The sequence below is a fragment of the Saccharothrix sp. AJ9571 genome, from assembly GCF_021725495.1.
Classification (GTDB): domain Bacteria; phylum Actinomycetota; class Actinomycetes; order Mycobacteriales; family Pseudonocardiaceae; genus Amycolatopsis; species Amycolatopsis magusensis.
In genome coordinates, this window is the sequence record NZ_CP091382.1 from 7,955,122 (window position 1) to 7,979,060 (window position 23,939).

Sequence of the window (23,939 nt, forward strand, 5' to 3'; positions counted from 1 at the left end):
ACCTCGGATACCCATGTCTGGCTCCTCGTCAGGCGATGATGCGCGAACGCGTGTCGCTGATCGCGTAGAGGCGGCGGATGTCGCGGATCAGGTTGAGCCGCTTGAGCCACCGGTCCTTGCCGTCGTAGCGGGGCACGAAGGGCTCCCGGCCGTGCACGACGCGGTAGTTGTCCACGAACACCGCGTCCCCCGGGGCCAGCACGACCCGCTCCACGGACCTGGCGAAGCAGTCCACCGCGGTGCGGATGGCGTGCTCGGCGTCGTCGTCGGCGCCGGACATGAAATCCACGTCGAAGCGCAGGTACGGGCGTTCGGCCGGACCGAAGATGGCCGAGCCGGGGTCGTACTCGCGGTCGGTCACCCTGGCGTCCGCGGTCTCGTCCCCGTCGAGGGCGTTGAGCACCGCGCCCACGTGGGAGTCGTCCGGGTAGAAGCGGAAGCGCTGTTCCGCCAGCGTCCGGCGGGTGTCCGGTGGCAGGTCCAGCGCCCCGATCCGGACGAACGTGGTGCCCACGGCGTCCGGGTTGCGCAGGCAGAACAGGGACACGTAGTCACCGCGGCACGGGTGGTGCACGTCCTCGGTGTGCAGCGACAGCGCGACCTCACTGCTCGCGCTGGTCAGCGACTTCTCCATGCCCGGCGCCGGGCACACGTCGTGCACCACGCGGCCGTCCTGCTGGGTGGCCCAGCCGAACGGGTCGCCGAGCACCGCGCCGCACAGCAGCAGCACCAGTTCCTCGCGCTGCCCGGCGCCGGTCTTGGCGGCCAGGTCCCAGCCGACCGGCGTGGGCACCAGTTCCTCGTCCACCGGCAGTCCGGAGATCACCGTGATGTCCGATTCGCTGATCCGCGAGTGCACCAGGAACTCCCGCAGCCGCAGCGGCAGGCGCTCGGCGAGGCCGGTCACGTCGTCGACCAGTTGCAGGGGGTCCCACACCTCGACCCCGCTGAGCACCTCGTCGGCGAGTGCGGCGACTTGGGCGCGTTCTTCGGCCTCCAGGACGATTCTGCTCACTTGTCTGCTCCGTTCTCGAGTTCTTCCACCTGCCGCACGAGCGCGCGCAGGGCTTCGATGACCGAGCCGGCGACGCGCCGCACGGTGGCGTCGTCGTGCACGTTGCGCGAGTAGGTCCAGCCCAGTTCCAGTTCGCCGCCCTGCACGCCGCCCAGCACCTCCAGCAGGTGGGTCCGGATCTCCTCGCCCGGCTGGTCGGTGCCGATCTCGGACACCTGTCGCCGGATGACGCCGCCGGGCGTCATGGCGGTGTCCCACTGGCCGAGGTAGTTGAGCGCGACCTGCGCACCCGGGCCGTCCACGAGGCCACCGCCCGCCGAGAGGTACTTCAGCGCGCCGTAACCGACCCCGCGGCCGGGTACCGCACGCAGTTGCTTCCGGATCGACCTCGCCAGCGCGGGCCAGTCCGGTTCGTCCCCGGCCGGGTCGACCGACAGGGCGACCGGGTAGATCGCGGTGAACCAGCCGACGGTCCTGGACAGGTCGGCCCCGTCGAGCAGTTCCTCGCGGCCGTGGCCTTCGGCGTCGATGGCGACCGTGCGGTGGCCGGTCCACCGGGCCAAGCCGTGGGCGACCGCGCCGAACAGGATGTCGTCGATGCGGGTGCGGAACCGGCCGGGGACCTTGCGCAGCAGCACTTCGGTCTCGGACGCGGTCAGCCGGGTGGACACCGTCGCGGCGGACCCCACCGTGTTCAGGCCGCCGTGGTCGATCGGCACCGCGGTCGCGGCGACCGTGGCGTCCACTTCGGACCAGTGCGCCAGCTCGTGGTCCAGTTCGCCCGCGGCCACGTGCTCGGCGAGCCGGTTCGCCCAGTCCAGGTAGGAGGTGGTCTTGGCACCGAGCGTGGGCCGCTCCCCCGCCAGCAGCTGCCGGTAGGCGACGTCGAAGTCGTCGAGCAGGATGCGCCACGACACCGCGTCGACCACGGCGTGGTGCACGCCGAGGAACAGCGTCGGCGGCACCTCGCCGCCGGTGAACAGGACCGCGCGCACCACCGGCCCGCCGGTCAGGTCCAACCCGTCGCGAGCCGCGTTCACCTGCTCGCCGATCACCCGGTCCCGTTTCTCGGTGTCCACAGAGGACAGATCGACCAGGTCGAACACCGGGCGTGCCTCGGCCACCGGCAGCACCCGCTGCCGCCAGCCGTCGCCGGTGCGGACGAACCGGGTGCGCAGCGCGTCGTGGTGTTCGGTCAGCGCTTCGACCACGCCCTGGACGAGCTCGGCGTGGACGTCCTCGGCGAGTTCGACGAACAGCGACAGGTCGAATCGGTCGGGCTCGACCGGGTGCCGCCGCAGGAACCAGTGCTGGATCGGCGTGAGCGGGCCCTCGCCGGTGACCGGTTCCGCTTCGGCCACCGCCGAGGCCTCGGTCACCTTCGCCGCCAGTTCGGCCACCGTCTGGTGGGTGAACATGTCCTTCGTGGACATCTCCAGGCCGGTCCGGCGCACCTGGGTGAGCACCTGGATGCTCAGCATCGAGTCGCCGCCGAGTTCGAAGAAGTTGTCGAACGCGCCGACGCGCTCGATGCCGAGCACGCCCGCCCAGATCGCGGCGATGGTCCGCTCGGTCCCGTCGCGGGGTTCGACGTACTCCTTGCCCGCCAGTGCGCCGTCCAGCGGCGTGGCCTGCAGCGCGCGCCGGTCGACCTTGCCGCTGGGGGTCAGCGGGAGGTGGTCGAGCAGCAGGAACGCCGAGGGCACCATGTAGTCGGGCAGCTCCCGGGCCGCGAAGGCCCGCAGTCCGGCCACCTCGGGCTCCGCATCGGCGGGGACGACGTGTGCCACAAGCCGGGCGGTTTCCCCGTCGCGCTGGACGGTCACCGCGATCCCGGCGACCTGCGGGTGCCGGGCCAGCGCGGTCTCGACCTCGCCGAGTTCGATGCGGAACCCGCGGATCTTGACCTGGTCGTCGCACCGGCCCAGGTACTCCAGCCGGCCGTCGGGCAGGTACCGGGCCAGGTCACCGGTGCGGTACAACCGCTCCCCCGCCACCTCCACGAACCGCTCGGCGGTCAGCTCGGGGCGGTTCAGGTAACCACGGGCGACCCCGGCGCCACCGACGTGGACCTCCCCGGCCACCCCGACCGGGACCGGGCCACCGTCCTCGTCGAACAGGTACATCCGGTAGTTCGGCAGCGGGCGGCCGATCCGGATCCGGCCCGCCGCCTCGATCTCCGGCCAGTCCAGTTCCTCGAAGGTGACGTGCACGGTCGTCTCGGTGATGCCGTACATGTTCACCAGCCGCACCGGGGAGTCACCGAAACGCTCGAACCACTCACGCACGTGACCCGGCTCCAGCGCCTCACCACCGAAGACGACCACCCGCAGCCGAGAGGGCGCGGTGTCCGCCGAGCGCACCAGGCCGCGGAAGCTCGCGGGGGTCTGGTTCAGCACGGTGACGCCTTCATCGGTGAGCAGCCGCCAGAACTCCTCCGGCGCCCGCGTCACCGACTTCGGCACCACGACCACCCGGCCACCGGTGCTCAAGCCGCCCCAGAGTTCCCACACCGAGAAGTCGAAGGCATACGAGTGGAACATCGTCCACACGTCCTCGGTGCCGAACTCGAACCGGGGGGCGGTGGTCAGCAGCAGGTTGGTGACGTTGCGGTGCTCGACCTGGACCCCCTTCGGCTTCCCGGTCGACCCCGACGTGTAGATCACGTACGCCAAGTCCTCTGAAATAACGCCGGTTTCCGGTGCCGTGGCCGGGTATGCGGCGATGCGCTCGGCGTCCGCGGCCAGACCGGCGTTCGTGAGCACCACCCGTGCGCCGGAATCGGCCACCATGAACGCCAGCCGGTCCTCCGGGTAGTCCGGGTCCAGCGGCAGGTAGCCGCCACCGGCCTTCAGCACACCCAGCAGCGCCACCGGCAGACCGAGGTCGCGCTCCAGGCTCACGCCGACCAGCACACCCGGGCCGACACCTTCGGCCACCAGGTGATGCGCCAGCCGATTCGCCCGCGCGTCCAACTCCGCGTACGTCAGGCTTTCGCCGTCGAAGGTCACCGCGACCGCGTCCGGGGTCGCCGCCGCCTGCGCGGCCACCAACTCGTGCACACACCGGCTCGTGTCCACCGGAACGGTCGTCTCGTTCCAGGTGACCGTCTGCTCGTGGCGCTCTTCGGCGGTGAGCATCGGCAGTCCGGCGAGCGTGGTGCCCGGCTCCCCCGCGATACCGTCCAGCAGCCGGATCAGGTGGCCGGACATCCGGTCGATGGTGGCCGCGTCGAACAGGTCGGTGTTGTACTCGACCAGGCCGAGCAGCTCGCCGTCCCGTTCGGTGAACTCCACGGACAGGTCGAAGATCGCCAGCGCGGCGGGCAGTTCGTACTCGTCGATCACCAGTTCTCCGGACTCGATCCGCCCGCCCGGCGTCTGTTGCAGCACGACCAGGGCCTGCACCAGCGGGTTGCGGCTCGGGTCACGCACCGGGGCGAGCAGGTCGACCAGTTGCTCGAAGCCGACGTCGGTGTGCTCGAACGCCTCGATCGCGGTTTGCCGCACCTGGCGCAGGAACTCCTCGAACGTCAGCGCTGGGTCCACAGTGGAGCGAAGGACCAGCGTGTTGACGAAGAACCCGGCGATCCGCTCCAGCTCCACCCGGTCGCGGCCGGAAACCACCGTGCCGACGGCGACCTCGCGCTGCCCGCTGTACCGGGCGAAGAGCAGCTGGGTCGCGGCGACCAGCATCATGAACAGCGTGCTGTCACCGGCGTTCGCGACCTTCTTCAGCCGGGTGAGCAGCGCGGCGGGCACGTCGAACCGGTGCACCGCGCCGTGGGCCGTCTTGACCGGCGGCCGGGGCCGGTCGGTCGGCAGCTCCAGCGGTTCGAGTCCGGCGAGCTTGGCCTTCCAGTAGTCCAGTTGCTCCTGGCTGCTCCCCCGCTCCCGTTGCCACACCGCGAAGTCGGCGTACTGGATCGGCAACGGCTCGAGTTCCGCGGGCCCCCCGCGCACCCCGGCGGTGTACAGCTTCGCGAGTTCGCCGGTCAGCACGCTCATCGACCAGCCGTCGGTGACGATGTGGTGCAGGCTCAGCACCAGCAGGTGCTCCTGTTCGGACAGTCGTACCAGCCGGGCGCGGAACAACGGCCCGGTGCGCAGGTCGAACGGGGTGCCGACCTCGTCCGCGAGGGTCTGGCGCACGCGTTCGTCCGCGACTCCGACGCCGTATTCGGACAGGTCGGTCAGCGCGAGCGGCACCACGACCTCGGCGTGCACCCGCTGGACGCCGTGCCCGTCGACCGAATCGAACGTGGTCCGCAGCGACTCGTGCCGCTGTGCCAAGGCGTTCAGGGCCTCACCGAGCACATCGAGATCCAGCGGGCCGGTGAGCCGTAGTCCGGTGCAGCTGTTGTATTCGGCGCTGCCCGGCGAGAACTCGTTCAGGAACCACATGCGCTGCTGCGCGTGGGACAGCGGCAGATCACCGTCACGCGAAGCACGTGGGATCAGCCCGCTGCCGGTTCCGCCGGCCGGGATGGCGCGGGCGAGTCCTTCGAGCGTCGGTGTGGTGAACAGCGCTCGCGGCGTGAGTTCCGCGCCGAGCACCGAACGCATCCTGGAGACCACCTGGATGCTGAGCATCGAATCGCCGCCGAGTTCGAAGAAGTTGTCCAGCGCGCCGACGCGCTCGATCCCGAGCACGTCGGCCCAGATCCCGGCCAGCGCCCGCTCGGTCTCGTTCCTCGGTTCGACGTACTTCCCGCCTTCGAGTGCCCCGTCCAGCGGCCTGGTCCGCAGCGCGCGCCGGTCGACCTTGCCGCTGGGGGTCAGCGGCAGCCGGTCCAGCGGCACGAAGACCGAGGGCACCATGTGGTCGGGTAGTTCCCGCGCCGCGAACGCCCGCAGTTCGGCGACCTCGGGCTGCGCACCGGCGGGCACCACGTAGGCGACCAGCCGGGCCGTCTCGGCTTCCCGCTGCGCCACGACCGCCACCCCGGCCACCTGCTCGTGCCGTGACAGCACGGCTTCGACCTCGCCCAGCTCGATCCGGAACCCGCGGATCTTGACCTGGTCGTCGCACCGGCCCAGGTACTCCAGCCGGCCGTCGGGCAGGTACTTGGCCAGGTCACCGGTGCGGTACCACCCGTCCACGAACCGCTCGGTGGTCAGTTCCGGGCGGTGCAGGTAACCTCGTGCCACCCCGGCGCCACCGACGTGGATCTCCCCGGCCACCCCGACCGGCACCGGCGCTCCGTGTTCGTCACGCAGGTCGATCCGGTAATTCGGCAGCGGGCGGCCGATCCGGATCCGGCCAGTCGCCTCGATCTCCGGCCAGTTCAGCTCCTCGAAGGTGACGTGCACGGTCGTCTCGGTGATGCCGTACATGTTCACCAACCGTGCCGGGGAGTCGCCGAAGCGCTCGAACCACTCACGCACGTGCCCGGGCTCCAGCGCCTCACCACCGAAGATCACCGTCCGCAGCCGGGGCAGGGCATCTCCGGCCGACCGCACCAGCGCGCGGAAGCTCGCGGGGGTCTGGTTCAGCACGGTCACGCCCTCGTCGTGCAGCAGCCGCCAGAACTCCTCCGGCGCCCGGGCGACCGACTTCGGCACCACGATCACGCGGCCACCAGTGCTCAAGCCGCCCCAGAGTTCCCACACCGAGAAGTCGAAGGCATACGAGTGGAACATCGTCCACACGTCCTCGACGCCGAACTCGAACCGGGGTGCAGTGGTCAGCAGCAGGTTGGTGACGTTGCGATGCTCGACCTGAACACCCTTCGGCTTCCCGGTCGACCCCGACGTGTAGATCACATAGGCCAGATCTTCCGGCGTGACACCGGTTTCCGGTGCGGCGGCCGACCGCGCGGCGATCTGCTCGGCATCCCGGTCCAGGCAGACGACCTCCGCTTCACCGGCAGGCAGGCCGTCCGCCAGATCCGCGGTGGTGATCACCACCCGGGCACCCGAGTCGGCCACCATGAACGCCAGCCGGTCCTCCGGGTAATCCGGATCCAGCGGCAGGTAACCACCACCGGCCTTCAGCACACCCAGCAGCGCCACCGGCAGGTGCAGATCGCGCGCCAGGCCCACTCCGGCGAGCACGCCCGGGCCGACCCCGTGGGCGACCAGGTGCCGCGCCAGCCGATTCGCCCGCGCGTCCAACTCGGCGTACGTCAGGCTTTCCCCGTCACACGTCACCGCGACCGCGTCCGGCGTCGCGGCCACTTGCGCGGCCACCAGCTCGTGCACGCACCGGCTCGTGTCGACCGGAACCGAGGTCTCGTTCCAGGCGGCCAGCCGTGCCCGGTCGGCCTCGACCAGCATCGGCAGTGTCCGGAGTGGACGGTCCGGCTGATCGACCATCGCGGCCAGCAGATCACCCAGGTGGGCCGACAGCCGGCGGACGGTCTCGGCGTCGAACAGGTCACGGTCGTAGGCCAGTTCCAGCCCGAGCCGCCGCAGCGGGTAGGCCCGCAGGGTCAGCGGGAACGTCGTGTCGTCGAGCGCGGTAATGTTCCAGACCTGGAGCCCGTGCCCGGTCTCGCTGCCGTCGAACGGGAAGTTCTCGAACGCCACGATGCTGTCGAACAGGTTCGCCGCCGCGTCCAGTTCGCTCCAGTTCCCCAACTGCACCAGCGAGACGTGCTCGAACTGGCGGGCCTCGGCCTGCGCCTGCTGCAACCGGCGCAGCCACGGCACCAGCTCGTCGGCACCATCCACCCGCACCCGCACCGGGATCGTGTTGATGAAGATGCCGTCGATCTCCTCGGCACCGGGCAGGTCGGCGGGCCGCCCGGACACCGTGGCACCGAAGACCACGTCGTCCCCGCCGCCGTACCGCGACAGCAGCAGCGCCCACGCGCCCTGCACCACCGCGTTGACAGTGAGCCGGTGGCGCCGGGCGAACTCGTTCAGCCGCTCGGTCCGCGCGGGCGTGAGGTCGAGGCGGACGTTGTCGGTGGACCGGCTGGTGTGCGCGGCCAGCGGCGGCCGGTCGTAGGGCAGCGGGGTGGGCGAGTCGAAACCGCCGAGCACACCGCGCCAGTGCCGTTCGGCCTCGGCCGGGTCCTGCGCCGCCAGCCAGTCCAGGTAGGCGCGGAACGGGCGGCGGGCCGGTGCCGGGCGCTCCCGGCCGTCCCGGATCGCGGCGTACTCCTCGAACACGTCGGTGAGGATCTGCGCGTTGCTCCAGCCGTCCAGCAGGATGTGGTGCGTGCTGCGGACGAGCCACACGCTGCGATCGTCGGTCCGCACGATGTGGACGCGCAGCAGGGGCGGGGCCGCGAGGTCCACGCCCGCTGCGGCGTCCTCGTCGAGCAGGCGCCGCAGTTCGCGCTGACGCACCGGTTCCGAGCAGTGGCGCCAGTCGTGCTGGGTCACCGGTACCTCGACCGCGCGGTGCACCGCCTGCAGCGGCTGGTCCAATCCCCGCCAGTGCACGGAAGTGCGCAGGATCGGCGTGCGGTCCACCACCCGCTGCCAGGCCAGGGCGAGAGACTCGGGCTCGGACACGCCCTCCAGCAGCAGCGTCATCTGGTCGAAGTAGGTGTCGGCACCCGCGTCGACCATGCTGTGGAAGAGCATGCCGTGCTGCATCGGGGTGAGCGGGTACAGGTCCTCGAGGTCACGGCCACCGCCGAAGGCACCGAACACCTCGTCCAGCGCGCGCTGGTCGAGCTTGGCGAGCGGGAAGTCCGACGGGGTCCGCCCGCCCGCGCCGGGTCCGGCGCAGTGCTCGGCGATCCCGCGGAGGTGGTCCAGCAGCTTCTCGGCCAGCGACCGGATGGTGGCCTCGGCGAAAAGGTTCTCCGAGTAGAACCAGCTGATTTCGAGCTGCCCGGAGGTGGTGATGCCGACGACGTCGATCAGGTACGGCCGCGCCTCATCCGGGCCCATGTCCTGGCCGAGGTCGCCGAACCCGGCCGTGCGATAGAGCCCGGTGCCGTCCTCGCCGCCGTCCCACTGCCCGTGGTAGTTGAAGCTGATCTGCGGCAGCGGGTCCTCGCGTAAGGCGTGCCCGGCGGACCCCGGTGCGCTCAGGTAACGCAGCGCGTCGTACCCGAGCCCGCGGCCGGGAATCGCTCGCAGTTGTTCCTTGACCGCCTTGAGGACCCCGCCCCAGTCCTCGGTCCGCCGTGATCCCGGCACGGTCAGCGCGACCGGGAAGTGCGTGGTGAACCAGCCGACCGTGCGCGAGAGGTCCACGTCGTCGACGATCTCCTCGCGGCCGTGGCCCTCCATGCCGAGCAGCACGCGGTCGCGCCCGGTCCAGTCGGCCAGCACCGCGCCCATCGCGCCGACCAGCACGTCGTTGACCTGGGTGCGGTAGACCCCGGGCACCCGGTGCAGCAGGGCCTCGGTGGTGGCCGCGTCCAGCCGGACGGTCACCCTGGCCGCCGAGCCCGCGGTGTTCGCGCCTTCGGTGTCCACCGGCAGTTCGCCGACCGGCTCGTTCCGGATCGCCGACCAGTAGCCGAGTTCACCGTCGAGCGCACCACCGCGCACGTGCCCGGCGAGCTTGCCCGCCCATTCGGTGAACGAGGTCGACCGGCTGCCGAGGTCGATCTCCTCCCCCGCGCGGGCCTGCTCGTAGGCACGGGACAAGTCGTCCAGGATGATCCGCCACGACACCCCGTCCACGACCAGGTGGTGGATCGCCAGGAACAGCACCGAGGGGCGGCGGCCGCGGTGGAACAGCACCGCGCGGGTGAGCACTCCCCGCTCCAGGTCCATTCCGGACTGGGCGGCCAGCGCGGCTTCGCTCATCGCCGAACGCTCGGTCGCGTCGTCTACTTCGGACAGATTGACCCGGCGGAACACGGCGGTCTCGTCCAGCGGCGCGATGTCCTGACGCCACTGGCCGTCGGCCTTGAGGAAGCGGGTCCGCAGGGCTTCGTGCCGCGTGACCACGGCGAGCACCGCCGCCCGGACAGCGAGCTCGTCGGCGTCCTCGGCGAGTTCCAGCGACACCGACATGGCGTAGTGGTGCGGTTGTTCGGTGTGCGTCTCCAGGAACCAGTGCTGGACGGGGGTCAGCGGCGCGGCCCCGGTCTCCCCCGCGCGGGCCGGAGCCCGGCGCACCGGCGCGGTACCGGCCACGCCGGCCAGCGCGGCCACCGTCTGGTGGGTGAAGATGTCCTTGGCCACCAGGCGGAGCCCGGCCCGGCGGGCCTTCGACACCAGCTGGATGCTCAGGATCGAGTCGCCGCCGAGTTCGAAGAAGTTGTCGTCGACGCCGACCCGCTCGACCTTGAGCACCTCGGCCCAGATCGCGGCCAGCTTCTCTTCGACCGGTGTGCGGGGCGCGACATAGCCGGATTCGACGGCCGGGCGGGCTTCCGGACTCGGCAGCGCGCGCCGGTCCACCTTCCCGCTGGGTGTCAGCGGCAGTTCGTCGAGCGTGACGAACACCGAGGGCACCATGTACTCCGGCAGCCGCTGCTCGACGAACGAGCGCAGCGAGGCGGTCGTCGGGGCGGGATCACCGGGCACCAGGTAGGCGACCAGGCGCGGTTTGCCGTCGTCGTCCGCCCTGGCCACCACGGCGACCTGACGCAGCATCGGGTGCTCGGCGAGCACGGCCTCCACCTCGCCCGGCTCGATCCGGAACCCGCGGATCTTGACCTGGTCGTCGGCCCGGCCGAGGAACTCCAGCGTGCCGTCCGGGAGGTAGCGGCCGCGGTCGCCGGTGCGGTAGACGCGGCCGCCACCGCCGAAGGGGTTGTCGAAGAACCGCTGCGCGGTCAGGTCGGGCCGGTTCCAGTAGCCCCGGCCGACGCCGTCACCGCCGACCACGATCTCGCCGGGGATCCCGGTCGCCACCGGGTGGAGCTCGCGGTCGACCAGGTACACCCGGGTGTTGGCCAGCGGCCGCCCGATCGGCACGATCGGCGTGCGCCGCGCGGATTCGGCGGAGTCGAGCTGGTGGATCGTCGAGTCGACGGTGATCTCGGTGGAGCCGTAGGCGTTGACCACCAGCGAACCCGGCCCGACCCGGTCGAGCAGGCGGGCGCAGTCCTCGGCACGCCAGCCTTCCGAACCCACCGAAACCAGGCCCATCCGGGGCAGCCGGGTGCCGCGGTCGGTCAGTTCGGTCACCAGCGCGTTGGCGAGGCTGGGCACCAGTTCGATCGCGGTGCCGTCCCGCTCTTCGATCAGGTCGAGCAGCCGGGCCGGGTCGGTGACGACCTCGGCCGGGGCGATGATCATCGTGCCGCCGAAGAACGCCGACCGCAGCAGGTCCGAGAAGAACAGGTCGACCGCCAGCGTGGTCACCGAGACGAAGCGCAGCTGCTTGCCCGCCAGGTGGTAGCGGCGGTTCCAGGCGTCGGCGATGTAGGCGAGGTTGCGGTGCTCGATCATCACGCCCTTCGGCGTGCCGGACGAGCCCGAGGTGTAGACCACGTAGGCCAGGTCGTCCGGTCCCACCGCGGTTTCCGGCGGGGTCACCGGGTGCCGGTCGAGCCCGGGCCACGCCTCGTCCAGGCAGAGCACCTGGCAACCGGTGTCCGGCAGGCGGTCGAGCAGGCGCCGCTGGGTGAGCAGCACCGGGGCGGCGGAATCGGTGAGCATGAACGAGAGCCGGTCGGCGGGGTGCCCGGGGTCGAGCGGGACGTAGGCACCGCCCGCCTTGAGCACACCGAGCAGGCCGACCACCATGTCCAGTCCGCGCTCGACGCACAGGGCGACCAGCACGCCGGGGCCGACGCCGCGGGCGGCGAGTTCGTGCGCGAGCTGGTTGGCCCGCTCGTCCAGTCGCGCGAAGGTCAGCACACTGTCCTGGTAGGACACCGCGACGGCGTCCGGGGTTCGCGCGGCCTGGCGCTCGAACAGTTCGTGGATGGCGCCGGGCACCTCGTACCCGGCCGCGGTGTCGTTCCACTCCACCAGCAGCCGCCGACGCTCCGCCCCGGTCAGCCACGGCAGGTGCGCCAGCTGGGCGCCCGGGTCGGCGACGATGCCGCCCAGCAGCGTCATCAGGTGCTCGGTGAACCGCTCCATGGTGGCCGCGTCGAACAGGTCGGTGCTGTACTCCAGCGCGCCGAGCACCCCGCCGGGGCCGTCCTGGAACTCCAGGCTGAGGTCGAAGGTCGACGACTCCCGCGGCAGGTGGAACTCCCGCACGGCCAGTCCGGGCAGCTCCAGCGCGGCCTGCTTGGCCCCGCGGAAGGCGACCATGGACTGGAACACCGGGGTGCGGCTCGGGTCGCGGGGCAGCCGCAACGCCTCCACCAGCCGGTCGAACGGCACCTCGTCGTGCGCGAGCGCGTCCAGCACGGTGGCCTTGACCTCGCCGAGGAAGTCCGCGAAGGACTGCTGCCAGCTCAGTTCCGTGCGCACCACCACGGTGTTGGTGAAGAAGCCGACGGTCCCGCCCAGTTCCGGCCGGTTGCGCGCCGCGGTCGGGGTGCCGACGGCGATGTCGTCCTGCCCGGAGTACCGCGCGAACAACACCTTGCAGGCCGCGAGCAGCACGGTGAACAACGTCGTGTCGTGCGCCCGGCTCAGCTCCCGCAGCCCGGCGGCCAGCTCGTCCGGCAACCAGAACGTGCGCAGCGCCCCCGCCTGGCCGCGTTGCGGTGGCCGCGGCCGGTCGGCCGCCAGCTCCAGCGGGACGATCCCGGCCAGCCGCTGCTTCCAGTACGCCAGTTGCTCGTCGAGTGCCCGCCCGGACATCCGGTTCCGTTGCCACACCGCGTAGTCCGCGTACTGGACCGCCACCTCGGGCAGGTCCGCGGCACCCGAGTACAGCGCCCCGAGTTCGCGGAGCAGGACCTCCAGCGACCAGCCGTCGATCACGATGTGGTGCATGCCGAGCACCAGCAGGTGTTCCTGCTCGGACAACCGCACCGGCAATGCGCGGAACAGCGGCCCCTGACGGAGGTCGAACGGCTGGTTGAACCGGTCGAGTTCGGCGCGGATGCCCGCTTCCGGATCGTCCCTTCCGGACAGATCGACCAGCGGCGCCGACGGGTCGTACGGCGCCCGCACGTACTGCACCGCCTCGCCGTCGACGGTGTCGAAGGTGGTGCGCAACGCCTCGTGGCGGACAACCAGCTCACGCAGTGCGCCGGTCAGCGCGGCCCGGTCGAGTTCCCCGGTCAGCCGGACCGCGAAGCCGCTGTTGTACTCCACCCCGCCGCCGTCGAGCTCGTCGAGGAACCACAGCCGTTGCTGGGCGAAGGACAGCGGCAGCGGGCCGCGGCGGCCGTCCGGGGTGTCGTCGCCGACCCTGGTGATGCCGTCCTCCTCGGCCCGCGCCCGGCCTGCCAGCCGCTGGCGCAGCCGTTCGCGCAGGTGGGCAGGCAGTGCGGCGATGCGATCGGCGTGAGCTGAGGTGTCCACGTTTCCTCCTCGGGGTACGCGCTCGGTGGGTCAGCGGGCGGGGAACAGCCGCTCGTAGACCGGGTGCGCGCGGAAATCGGTCGGTCGGTGCCGGACGTGGTGCTCGCCGCCCGCCTCGCCGTCGGCGGTGTGCAGGCGCGCGGTCACCGAGTAGTCGGGGTGCACGCCGTCCTCGGCCGGTGCGTAGCGGAACCCGAGGTCCAGCCGGTCCCCCGGGCGCACCTCGCGGGGCCGGTCGAACAGCGGGAGGTACACCGGCATCCAGTTGGTGCGCATGGTCAGCGAGTTGACCGGCTCACCACCGGGCAGGCAGCGCAGCTCGATCCACAGCAGGAGCCCGTCCACCCGGCCGGGCCGGCGCACGGTCAGGGTCGCCGAGGTGTCCCCGGTGACCGCGAGGTCCCCGTTGAACTCCAGCTGCTCCAGCCGCGCGTGATCGGTCACCAGCGCTTCGGGTCCCGCGTTGGCCACGCCGAGCAGCACGTCGAACGGTCCGTTGTGGATGGTGAACGCCTGGCTCAGCAGGTCCAGCGACTCGGCGAAGAAGCCGGTCTCACCGCCGAAGATGTCGTCGAAGCAGGCGGCACCGGCGAAGGTGGCGCAACTGTCCGGCACGAACACCGCGTCCGGGGTGGTGAGGCGGCGCCGGGCGTCGGCGAGCACCACGGCCGCGCCCTCGGCACCGCCGATGTCGCCGATGATCTCGGAGACGCACAACTCGGCCCGGCGGTCCAGGCTCAGGTCGGTGGACAGGCCCTGGCACAGCTTGATCCGGTCACCCCATTCGAGGTCGGCGAGCCGTTCCCTGGCCATTTCGTAGGTTTCGGGCATGCCCTCCACGGCGACCACCTCGGTGGCGCCACCCGCCACCGCTTCGATGGCCCAGTTGAGGTCGCGGCCGGTGCCGATGTCGAGCGCCGAGCGGCCGGGTGCGGTGCGCTCCAGCGCGGTGCGGTACGCGGTGTTGCGCACCTCGTCCAGCGTCATCAGGTCGTAGAGCAGCTCGTCGTAGCACGGGTACATGCCCACCGACGGCCACAGCTGCGGCCGGCTCGCGTCCCAGCCCGCCGTATCGACCAGCACGTCGACCGCGCCACCGGCGTAGCCGATCCGGTTGGTCTCCACCACGTCCATCCCTCCCGGTCCCTCAGGCGCCCTCGGCGGCCAGTGCGCGTTCGATGTCCTCCAGCACGGCGACCTCCACCGCGGCGGCCAGCGCCCGCACGGTCCGCTTGTCGAACACGACGCGCGGCGAGAGCTTCACGCCGAAGAGGCCGCGGATCTCCGAAAGCAGCCGGATGGTCAGGATCGAATCGCCGCCGATGTCGAAGAAGTCGTCTTCCACGCCCACCCGCTCCACGCCGAGCACTTCGCTCCACAGCCCGGCGAGGCCTTCCTCGGTGGGCGTTTCCGGGGCCAGGTAGGCCGCGGCGAGTTCCGGGCGCCCGGCGGGTTCGGGCAGTGCGGCCCGATCGACCTTGCCGGTCGAGGTCAGCGGCAGTGCGTCGATGACCACGAACGCGGCGGGCACCAGGTAGTCCGGCAGCCGTTCGGCCAGGAAGTCCCGCACCGCGGCCACGTCGCAGGAACCGGCGGGCACCAGGTAGCCGATGAGCCGCCGCACCCCCGGCTGGTCCTCGCGCAGGGTCACCGCCGCGGCGGCCACGTCCGGGTGCCCCAGCAGCGCGGTCTCGATCTCGCCGGGTTCGACCCGGTGCCCGCGGATCTTGACCTGGTCGTCGGCCCGGCCGAGCATCTCCATCGTGCCGTCCGCGCGCCACCGCACCACGTCCCCGGTGCGGTAGAGCCGCGAGCCCGGCGGGCCGAACGGACTGGCCACGAACCGCTCGGCGGTCAGCGCGGGCCAGCCGAGGTAACCGCGGGCCAGGCCGTCACCGCCGATGTACCACTCGCCGGCCACGCTCACGGGGACCTGGTTGAGGTCGGCGTCCAGCACGTAGCCGGTGGTGTTGGGCATCGGCGCGCCGATCGGGATCAGCGGGCCGGTGTCGGCGGTGGAGATCTGGTGCGTGGTGGCGAAGACCATGCTCTCCACCGGGCCGCAGCCGTGCACCAGCCGCAGGTCCGGGTAGCGACGGCGGGCCGCCCTGATGTGCGGGGTGGACGCCGCCTCGCCCCCGGTGGCCACCTGCTTGACCTGGTCGAGCACGCCGGGGTGGTTGTCCACCACCGCGTTGAACAGGCTCGCCGACAGCCAGAGCGTGGTGACCCGGTGCCGCTCGATCAGCGAGATCAGCAGCGGCAGGTCGAGCTTCGGGCTGGGGCACACCACCGAGGTACCGCCGTGCAGCGTGGCGCCCCACAGCTCCAGTTGCGCGGCGTCCCAGGACATCGGCGAGTACTGCAGGAAGACCTCGTCCGGGCCGAATTCGAGGAAGTCCTGGCCGGTGAACGTGCGGACCATGGCGCGGTGCGGGGCGCACACGCCCTTCGGCCGCCCGGTGGACCCGGAGGTGAACATGACGCAGGCGAGGCTGTCCGGGGACGCGCCGCCGTCCGGCCGGTCGGCGGGCCGGGCCGCGATCGCCGCGGCGTCGCTGTCCGGGCGGACCACCGGCACACCTGCGTCCGGTACCTTCGCGGCCAGCTCCTCCTCGGCCACCACCACAGCCGGACGCAGGTCGCCGACGAGTCGCGCGATCCGGTCCTCGGGGTACTCGGGATCGACCATGGCGTACGCGCCGCCCGCCTTGTGCGCGGCGAGCATGCTCACCACCATGCCGAGGTCGCGCCGGCTCAGGATGGCGACCACGCCGTCGGGCCCGGCCCCCGCCTCGATGAGGTGGTGGGCCAGCCGGTTCGCGCGCTCGTCGAGCTCGCGGTAGGTCAGTTCGCCGTCGCCGCCGATCACCGCCACCTTGCCGGGCGTGCGGTCGGCCTGCTGCTCGAACAGGGCGTGCAGGGTGTGCTCGGCGGCGTAGTCCGTGGTCGTGTCGTTCCACCGCGCCAGTTGCGCGTGCTCCGCTTCGCTGAGCAGGCCGATCCGGGCCAGTGGCTGGTTGCCTGCCTCCACAATGGACTCGAGCAGGGCGGTGAGGTGCTCGCCGAGGCGTTCCATGGTGGCGGCGTCGAACAGCGTGCCGTCGTAGGCGAGCATGAACGAAGGCTCGTCCGCGGCGAAGAAGACCAGGGTGAGCGGGAAGTTGTTGGCGTCGGCGGCGTTCAGGTCGCGGATGCCGAGCCCGTGCGCCGCGGCCACGTCGTAGCGGACCGGGTAGTTCTCGAACACGACCGCGCTGTCGAACAGATCGGACCCGCCGTCTTCGAGCCAGCCGGTGAGCTGGCGCCGCGAAACGTAGCTGAACTGCCGCGACCGCGCCTGCTTGCGCTGCAGCTCGTGCAGCCAGTCCAGCACCCCGCCGGCCCCGTCGATCCGGGCACGCACCGGGATGGTGTTGATGACCATGCCGCAGATGTCCTCGACCCCGGCGAGGTCGCCGTCGCGGCCGGACACCACCGAGCCGAAGCACACGTCCCGCTGCCCCGAGTACCGCGACAGCAGCAGCGCCCAAGCACCCTGCACCAGGGCGTTGAGGGTGAGCCGTTCCCGTTTGGTGAACTCGGCCAGCCGACGCCGGAGTCCTTCCGGCAGCGCGCGGCGGACCTGCTCGGTGCCGCGGGCGCGGTGCGCCTGCACCGGCGGGCGGTCGTAGGGCAGCGCGGGTGGTTCTCCCAGGCCGGCCAGTTCCTCCCGCCAGTACTCCCCGGCCGCGGCTTCGTCCTGGCGCTCCAGCCAGGCGACGTAGTCCGAGAACGGACGGCGCCGGACGGGATCGGCGGCACCGGGCACACCGGACAGCCGGGCGTGGGCGGCGAAGAGCTCGGCCAGTACCTGCTGCACGCTCCAGCCGTCGAGCAGCACGTGGTGGAAGGTGAACACCACCGCGGCGCTGTCGCCGGGCAGCGCGGCGATCGCGACCCTGGCCACCGAAGGCTCGGCCAGGGTGAACTTCGCGGCCCGGTCGCGGGCCAGGTGGGCCCGCAGTTCCTCCCGCTGCCGGTCGGGGGTCAGCGCCGAGAGGTCGAACCGGGTGACCGGCAGCACCACCCCGCGGCGCACGACCTGCACCGGGGTTTCGACCTCCTGCCAGACCAGCGAGGTGCGCAGCACGTCGAGCCGGTCGGTCACCTCCTGCCAGGCCCGCGCCAGGGTGTCCATATCGGACACACCGTCCAGCACGAACTCGACCTGCGCGTGGTAGACGTCCTCCTCGGGCTCGGCCAGGCTGTGGAAGAGCATGCCCTGCTGCATCGCGGTGAGCGGGTAGATGTCCTGCACGTCCCGTCCGTCACCGGCGATGCGGTCGACCGCGTCCTGGTCCAGGTCCGCCAGCGGGAAGTCCGACGGCGTGCACCCGCGAGCGCCGCCGGCGCAGTGCGCGATCAGCGCGCCGAGTTCGTCCAGCATGAATTCGGCCAGCGCGGTGACGGTGTGCTCGGTGTGCGCCTCCGGGGAGTAGGTCCATTCGAGTTCCAGTTCCCCGGCGCGGATCGAGCCGACCACGTCGAGCAGGTGCTCGCGGCGGTGCCCGGGGTGCCGGTCGAGGCCCATGGCCAGCGAACCGCCGTCGTAGAGCGATCCGCCGTCGGCCGCGGAATCCCACTGCCCCAGGTAGTTGAAGCTGATCTCGGGGTTCGGCCGGTCCTCGGGCAGGCTGCCGTTGGCCAGCAGCGCGCCGTGGCCGAGCCCTCGCCGCGGGACCGCACGCACCTGCTCCTTCACCGACTTGAGCAGCGCGTCCTCGCCGATCCCCGGCGCCACGGTGAGCGGAACCGGGTACAGCGTGGTGAACCAGCCGGTCGTCCGAGACAGCTCGGTGCCCGCCGGGGCGATGTCGGCGCCGTCCTCGCGGCCGTGTCCCTCGACGTCGATGAGCAGGTCCGGGCTCCCGGTCCACGACGCCAGCGCGGCGGCGAGCGCACCGAGCAGGACTTCGTGGGGTTGCGCCCGGTAGGCCGACGGCACCTGCTGCACCAGCGCGCGGGTCTTCTCCGCGTCCAGCCGGACCGTGACGGCCTTGGCGGTACCGGCCGGCCCGGCTTCACCGTCACGCGGCAAGGGTGCCGGGGCGGACACGGCACGCCAGAAGTCGAGTTCGTCGTCGAACCGGCCGTCCCGTGCCGCGTCCGCGACCAGCTCGGCCCACGCCTTGACCGAGGTGGTCCGGCCCGGCAGCCGGAGTTCCCGGCCCGCGGTGAGGGCTTCGTAAGCGGTGCCGAAGTCTTCGAGCAGGATCCGCCAGGACACCGCGTCCATCACCAGGTGGTGCGCGATGAGCGTGAGCTTCGCGGGCCGGGTGAGCACGGCGCGCAGCAGCGGCCCGGCGGCGAGGTCGAACGAGTGCACGGCCGGGTCCACTTCGGACTGCTCCTGCTCGACCCAGTCGAGCGTGGTCGCCTCGGGGTCGAGGCGCTGCATCGGGCCGAAACGCAGCTTGAACCCGTCGTGGTGCCCGGCGGCCAGTTCGAGTGCCTGGCGCACCACGGCCGGATCGGCTTCCGGCGACAGTTCCACGCGCACCCACTGGTTGAACCGCTCCGGGTGCTCGGGGTGCCGGTCCAGGAACCACCGCTGGATCGGCAGCAGTGGCACCGGACCGGCGACGGGCCCCTCCGAGTTCTCGGCCACTCCGGCCGGAACCACGGCCGCGGCGAGTTCCGCCACGGTCTGGTGCCCGAAGATCAGCTGCGAACTGACCGCGAGCCCCGCCTGCCGGGCCTTCGAGACCACCTGCAGGCTCAGGATCGAGTCGCCGCCGAGCTGGAAGAAGTTGTCCGTGACGCCGAACGACGCGGTGCCGAGCACCTCGCCCCAGATCCGCGTGAGCGTCTCCTCCACCGGCGTGCGCGGCGCGACGTACTCCCCCGCGCCCGCGGCCCGGCCGGTGGGCGCGGGGAGCGCGCCGCGGTCGAGCTTCCCGTTGCGGGTCAACGGGATTTCCGGCAACACCACGATGTCGGCGGGCACCATGTACTCCGGCAGGCGTTCCGCCGCCACCGCGCGCAGGCTCGCCACGTCGAGTGCGTCCACCGCGTGACCGGCGGCGGGCGCGACGTAGGCGGTCAGCCGTTTGACGCCGGGTGTGTCCTCCCGCACCAGCACGGCCGCCTGGCCGACGCGGTCGTCGTCCGCGAGCACCATCTCGATCTCACCGGGCTCGATCCGGAAGCCGCGGACCTTGACCTGGTTGTCGGCGCGGCCGAGGAACTCCAGCAGCCCCTCGGTGGTCCACCTGGCCAGGTCACCGGTGCGGTAGAGGCGGTCGCCGGGCGCGCCGAACGGGTCGGCGACGAACCGCTCGGCGGACAGCGCCGGCCGGTTCACATACCCGAAGGCCACGCCGGGCCCGCCGATGTACAGCTCACCGGACACGCCGTCGGGCACCGGGCGCAGCGAGCCGTCGAGCACGTACAGCCGCCGGTTGCGCAGCGGCGGGCCGATCGGCACCAGCGGCCGGTCGTCCGCGACGTCGCGCGGCCGCACGCGGTGGCAGGCGGCGGCGACCATCGTCTCCACCGGGCCGTAGCCGTTGATCAGGCGCAGCTCCGGGTAGGTCCGGGCGACCGCGCGGATGTGTGCCATCGAGGCGACGTCCCCGCCGAAGAGCACCTGCCGGACGTCCCCGAACAGGTCGAGGTGGTTCTCCGCGAGCAGGTTGAACAGGCCCGCCGCCAGGCACATCGTGGTGACCCCGTGCCGCCGGACCTCGGAGACCAGCACGTCGGCGTCGATCGAGCGGCCGGGGTAGAACACCAGCGAGGCTCCGTGCAGCAGCGCCGACCACAGTTCGAGCGAGAGCCCGTCCCAGGACACGCCCATGCTCTGCAGGATCACTTCGTGCTCGTCCAGCTCGAAGAACCCGGTGCCGTACAACGCGTGCACGGTGGCGCGGTGCGGGGACACGGCGCCCTTGGGCCGTCCGGTGGAGCCGGAGGTGAACAGCACGCAGGCGATGTCGTCGCCGCTGACCGCGATTTCCGGAGCCTGCGCAGGCAAGTCGGGGTGGTCGGCGCCCAGCGGGACCGCGGTGGCGACCAGTTCGCGGTACTCGCCGAGGTGGTCGTCCCCGGCCAGCGCGACCGAGACCCCGGCTTCCTCGATCATGAACCGGGTGCGCTCGGCGGGCTGGCCGGGATCGACGGTCAGGTAGGCCGCCCCGGTCTTGAGGATGCCCAGCAGGCCGACCGGCAGGTCGATCCCGCGCTCGGCGCAGATCGCGACCACCTCGCCCGGTCGCACGCCCAGGCCGATCAGGTGGTGCGCCAGCCGGTTCGCCCGCGCGTCGAGTTCGCCGTAGGTGAGCCGCGCGTCGTCGTAGACCACCGCGGTGGCGTCCGGGCTCGCGCCGGCGTGCCGCGCGAACAACTCGTGCAGCGGCACGTCGAGCGGCTGCTCACCGGCGGAGTCGTTGTACTCCAGGGTGATCCGCCGCTGCTGTGCCGGGGCCAGCGAGGGCAGCCGGGACAGCGGACGGTCGGCGTCGGTGGCCACCGCGGTCAGCAACGTCAGGAAGTTCTCCGCCATCCGCTCGACGGTGGCGGGCTCGAACAGGCTCGTGTCGTAGCCGAGTGCGCCGTTGAGCCTGCCGCCGGACTCCTCGAAATCGAAGACCAGGTCGGTGACCGCCACGGTGTCCGGCAGGCTCGCTCGCTCGACGCGCAGGCCGCCGGTCTCGCGGCCGGGAAGCCAGTTGTCCTGCAGGGCGACCACGGCCTGGAACAACGGCGTGCGGCTGGGGTCGCGGGGCACGCCCACGGCGTCGACCATGCGGTTGAACGGCACGTCCTGGTGGGCGAGCCCGTCCCGGATGGTGGCCTTGACCGAGCGCAGGAACCCGGTGAACGACACCTGCTCGTCCACTGTGGACCGCAGCACCAGCGTGTTGATGAAGAAGCCGAGCATCCGCTCCAGCTCGGGCCGGTTGCGGCCGTCGGTCACCGTGCCGACGGCGATGTCACGCTCACCGGTGTAGCGGGCCAGCAGCACCTGCACCGCGGCGACCAGGGTGGCGAACAGCGTGGCGTCCGCACCCGAGCTGATCCGCCGCAGCCGGTCGGTGAGCTCGGCGGGGATCTCGAACTGGTGGCGCGCCCCGGCCCCGCGACGCACCGGTGGGCGCGGGTGGTCGGCGGGCACCTCGGCCATCGGCAGATCGGCCAGCTGCGCCCGCCAGTAGTCGAGGTGCCCGGCCGGATCACGCCACTGTTCGCGTTGCCACACCGCGAAGTCCGGGTACTGCACCGCCTGCGCCGGCAGGTCCGCCTCGGCGCCCCGCGTCCCGGCGTCGTAGCGGGCACACAGTTCCTCCGCCATCAACCGGATCGAGGTGCCGTCGGTGATGATGTGGTGCAGTGAGAACACGAGCACGTGCTCGGTTTCGGAGAACCGGTAGAGCCACCAGCGGCTCGGCTGCTCACGCCGCAGGTCGAAGGGGCGCACCAGTTCGGGCCGCACCTGGCGCTCGAAGGCCTCATGGCCGACGCCGGAAAGATCGATCAGCGGCAGGTCCACGTCCCGCGGCGGTGACACCAGCTGGTGCCCGGTGCCGCCGGTGGAAGCGAAGGCGGTCCGCAGCGAATCGTGTTCGGCGACCAGCTCGCCGAGCACCCTCCGCAGCAGGCCCTCGTCGAGGTCACCGTGGAAGCGCAGGCCACCGGCCACGTTGTACTCGAAAGATTCCCGGTCGAACTCCTGCAGGAACCACAGGCGCTCCTGGACCGGGGACAGCGGGATCGGGCCCTCGCGCGGAACACGGTCGATGGTGGACGGAGCCTGCCCGGCGAGCGCGTCGACAGCGGCTGCGAACCCGGCGAGCTTCGGCTCGTCGAACAGCACTTCGGGCGAGATGTGCACACCGAACACCGACATCGCCTGGCGCAGCACGCGCAGGGCACGCAGGGAATCGCCACCTTTGGCGAAGAAGTCGTCCTCCGGGTGGGCCTCGTCCAGTTCGAGGACAGCGCACCAGATCTCGGCGATCCGGCGCTCGGTTTCGGTGGCGGGCTCGGTGCGCGTGCCGCCGCGGCCGGCCAGCAGCGTCCCGGAAGACGGCTCGGGCAGCGCGTCACGGTCGATCTTGCCGTGCGGGGTCAGCGGGAATTCGTCGTGCAGCAGGTAAAGCGAGGGCACCATGTACGCGGGCAACCGCGCGCCGAGAAACTCACGCAGCTGGTCGCTGTCGAGCGCACCGGCATCGTTGGCCACCACGTGGGCGACCAGCCGCGGCTCGCCTTCACGGTCCTGGCCGAGCACCACGGCCGCGCGATCGACGTGCTCGAAGGCGGCCAGCGCCAGCTCGATCTCACCCAACTCGACCCGGAATCCGCGGATCTTGACCTGGTTGTCGGCGCGACCGGCGAACAGCCATTCGCCGCCGTCGGTCACCCGGACCAGGTCACCGGTCCGGTACATCCGCTCCCCCGGCGCCCCGAACGGGTTCGCCACGAACCGTTCGGCGGTGAGCCAGGGCCGGTTGAGGTAACCGCGGGCGAGCCCGGTCCCGGCGAGGTAGCACTCGCCGATCTCACCCGGGCCGACCGGCCGCAGTGAAGCGTCCAGCACGTAAGCCGTGGTGCCGTCGACCGGCGTGCCGAGCGGGGGCACCACCGCACCCCGCAGCGGTTCGCTGACCGTGGTGCAGATCGTGGCCTCGGTGGCGCCGTAGCCGTTGACCACGAACCGGCCCTGCGCCCACTTCTCCAGCAGCGTCGGCGCGAACGCCTCACCGGCCAGGTACAGCGACACCCCCGGCGGGAAGGTGCCAGGGGACATCGCGGCCAGCGCGGCGGGCGGGATGGTGGCGTGGGTGATCTCCTGCTCGACCAGCAGTTCGGCCAGCGCGAGGTCGGAACTCGTCCGCTCGGCGGGCGCGGCGACGATGGCGCCCCCGGTCAGCAGCGGCGTGAAGATGTCCCACAACGCCGCGTCGAAGCCGGTCGGGGCGAACTGCAGCGCCCGGCTGTGCCGGTCGAGGCCGAAGCGCCCGGCCAGCCTCGGCACGGTGTCCGCGCCGACGTGACTGATGATCACGCCCTTGGGCCGCCCGGTGGAGCCCGAGGTGTAGATGACGTAGGCGGTGTGGTCCGGCAGGACCGGCGCGGCGCGGTCGGCGTCGGTCAGGTCGCCGTCCGCGTGCGCCGCCAGTTCCGCCACGAGCGCGGGGTCGTCGAGCGGCACCCGGCCGGCCCGGTGGTCCGCCGGTACCGCGGCCTCGGTCCCGCTCTCGCAGACCACGAGCCGGGGCGCGGCATCGGCGAACAGGAACCGGATCCGGTCCTCGGGGTAGCTCGCGTCGATGGGCAGGAACGGTGCGCCCGCCTTGAGCGCGGCGAGCACACCGACCACGAACTCCGGCCCGCGCGGGAGCAGCAGCGCGATCAGCCGCTCCGGTTCGGCGCCCCTGGCCACCAGCGACCTGGCGAGCCGGTTGGCCCGCCCGTTCAGCTCCGCGTAGGTCCACGAGCGCCGCTCGTGGACCAGCGCGGTCGCCGCCGGGGACCGCCGGACCTGTGCCTCGAACAGCTCGGTGAACGTCGGTGGTGCGGCGCCATCCACTTCAACCTCCGCGCGCTTTCTCGGGCCGGATCGCCCATTCGGATTCGTG

General features: G+C 71.8%; 4 protein-coding genes. All 4 read right to left on the reverse strand.

From position 1 onward, the window contains the following. Positions 1-28: 28 nt before the first annotated feature. The 4 genes from L3Q67_RS35815 to L3Q67_RS35830 are packed head-to-tail and all read right to left on the reverse strand — an operon-like array spanning position 29 to position 23,890. Positions 29-1,015, reverse strand: a complete 987-nt coding sequence (locus L3Q67_RS35815) for a Fe(II)-2OG oxygenase family protein (protein ID WP_499185842.1) — start codon at positions 1,013-1,015, stop codon at positions 29-31. Then, entirely contained in the window at positions 1,012-13,314 is a 12,303-nt protein-coding gene (locus L3Q67_RS35820; RefSeq protein ID WP_499185843.1) for a non-ribosomal peptide synthetase family protein, read from the reverse strand. Before L3Q67_RS35820 ends, L3Q67_RS35815 begins: the two co-directional genes overlap by 4 nt. A gap of 30 nt (positions 13,315-13,344) precedes the next feature. Beyond that, positions 13,345-14,448: an SAM-dependent methyltransferase gene (locus tag L3Q67_RS35825; protein WP_499185844.1), complete on the reverse strand. Its 1,104-nt coding sequence runs from the start codon at positions 14,446-14,448 to the stop codon at positions 13,345-13,347. A gap of 13 nt (positions 14,449-14,461) precedes the next feature. Beyond that, complete coding sequence (locus L3Q67_RS35830) at positions 14,462-23,890, reverse strand: non-ribosomal peptide synthetase (RefSeq protein ID WP_499185845.1); 9,429 nt, start codon at positions 23,888-23,890, stop codon at positions 14,462-14,464. Positions 23,891-23,939: the final 49 nt, after the last annotated feature.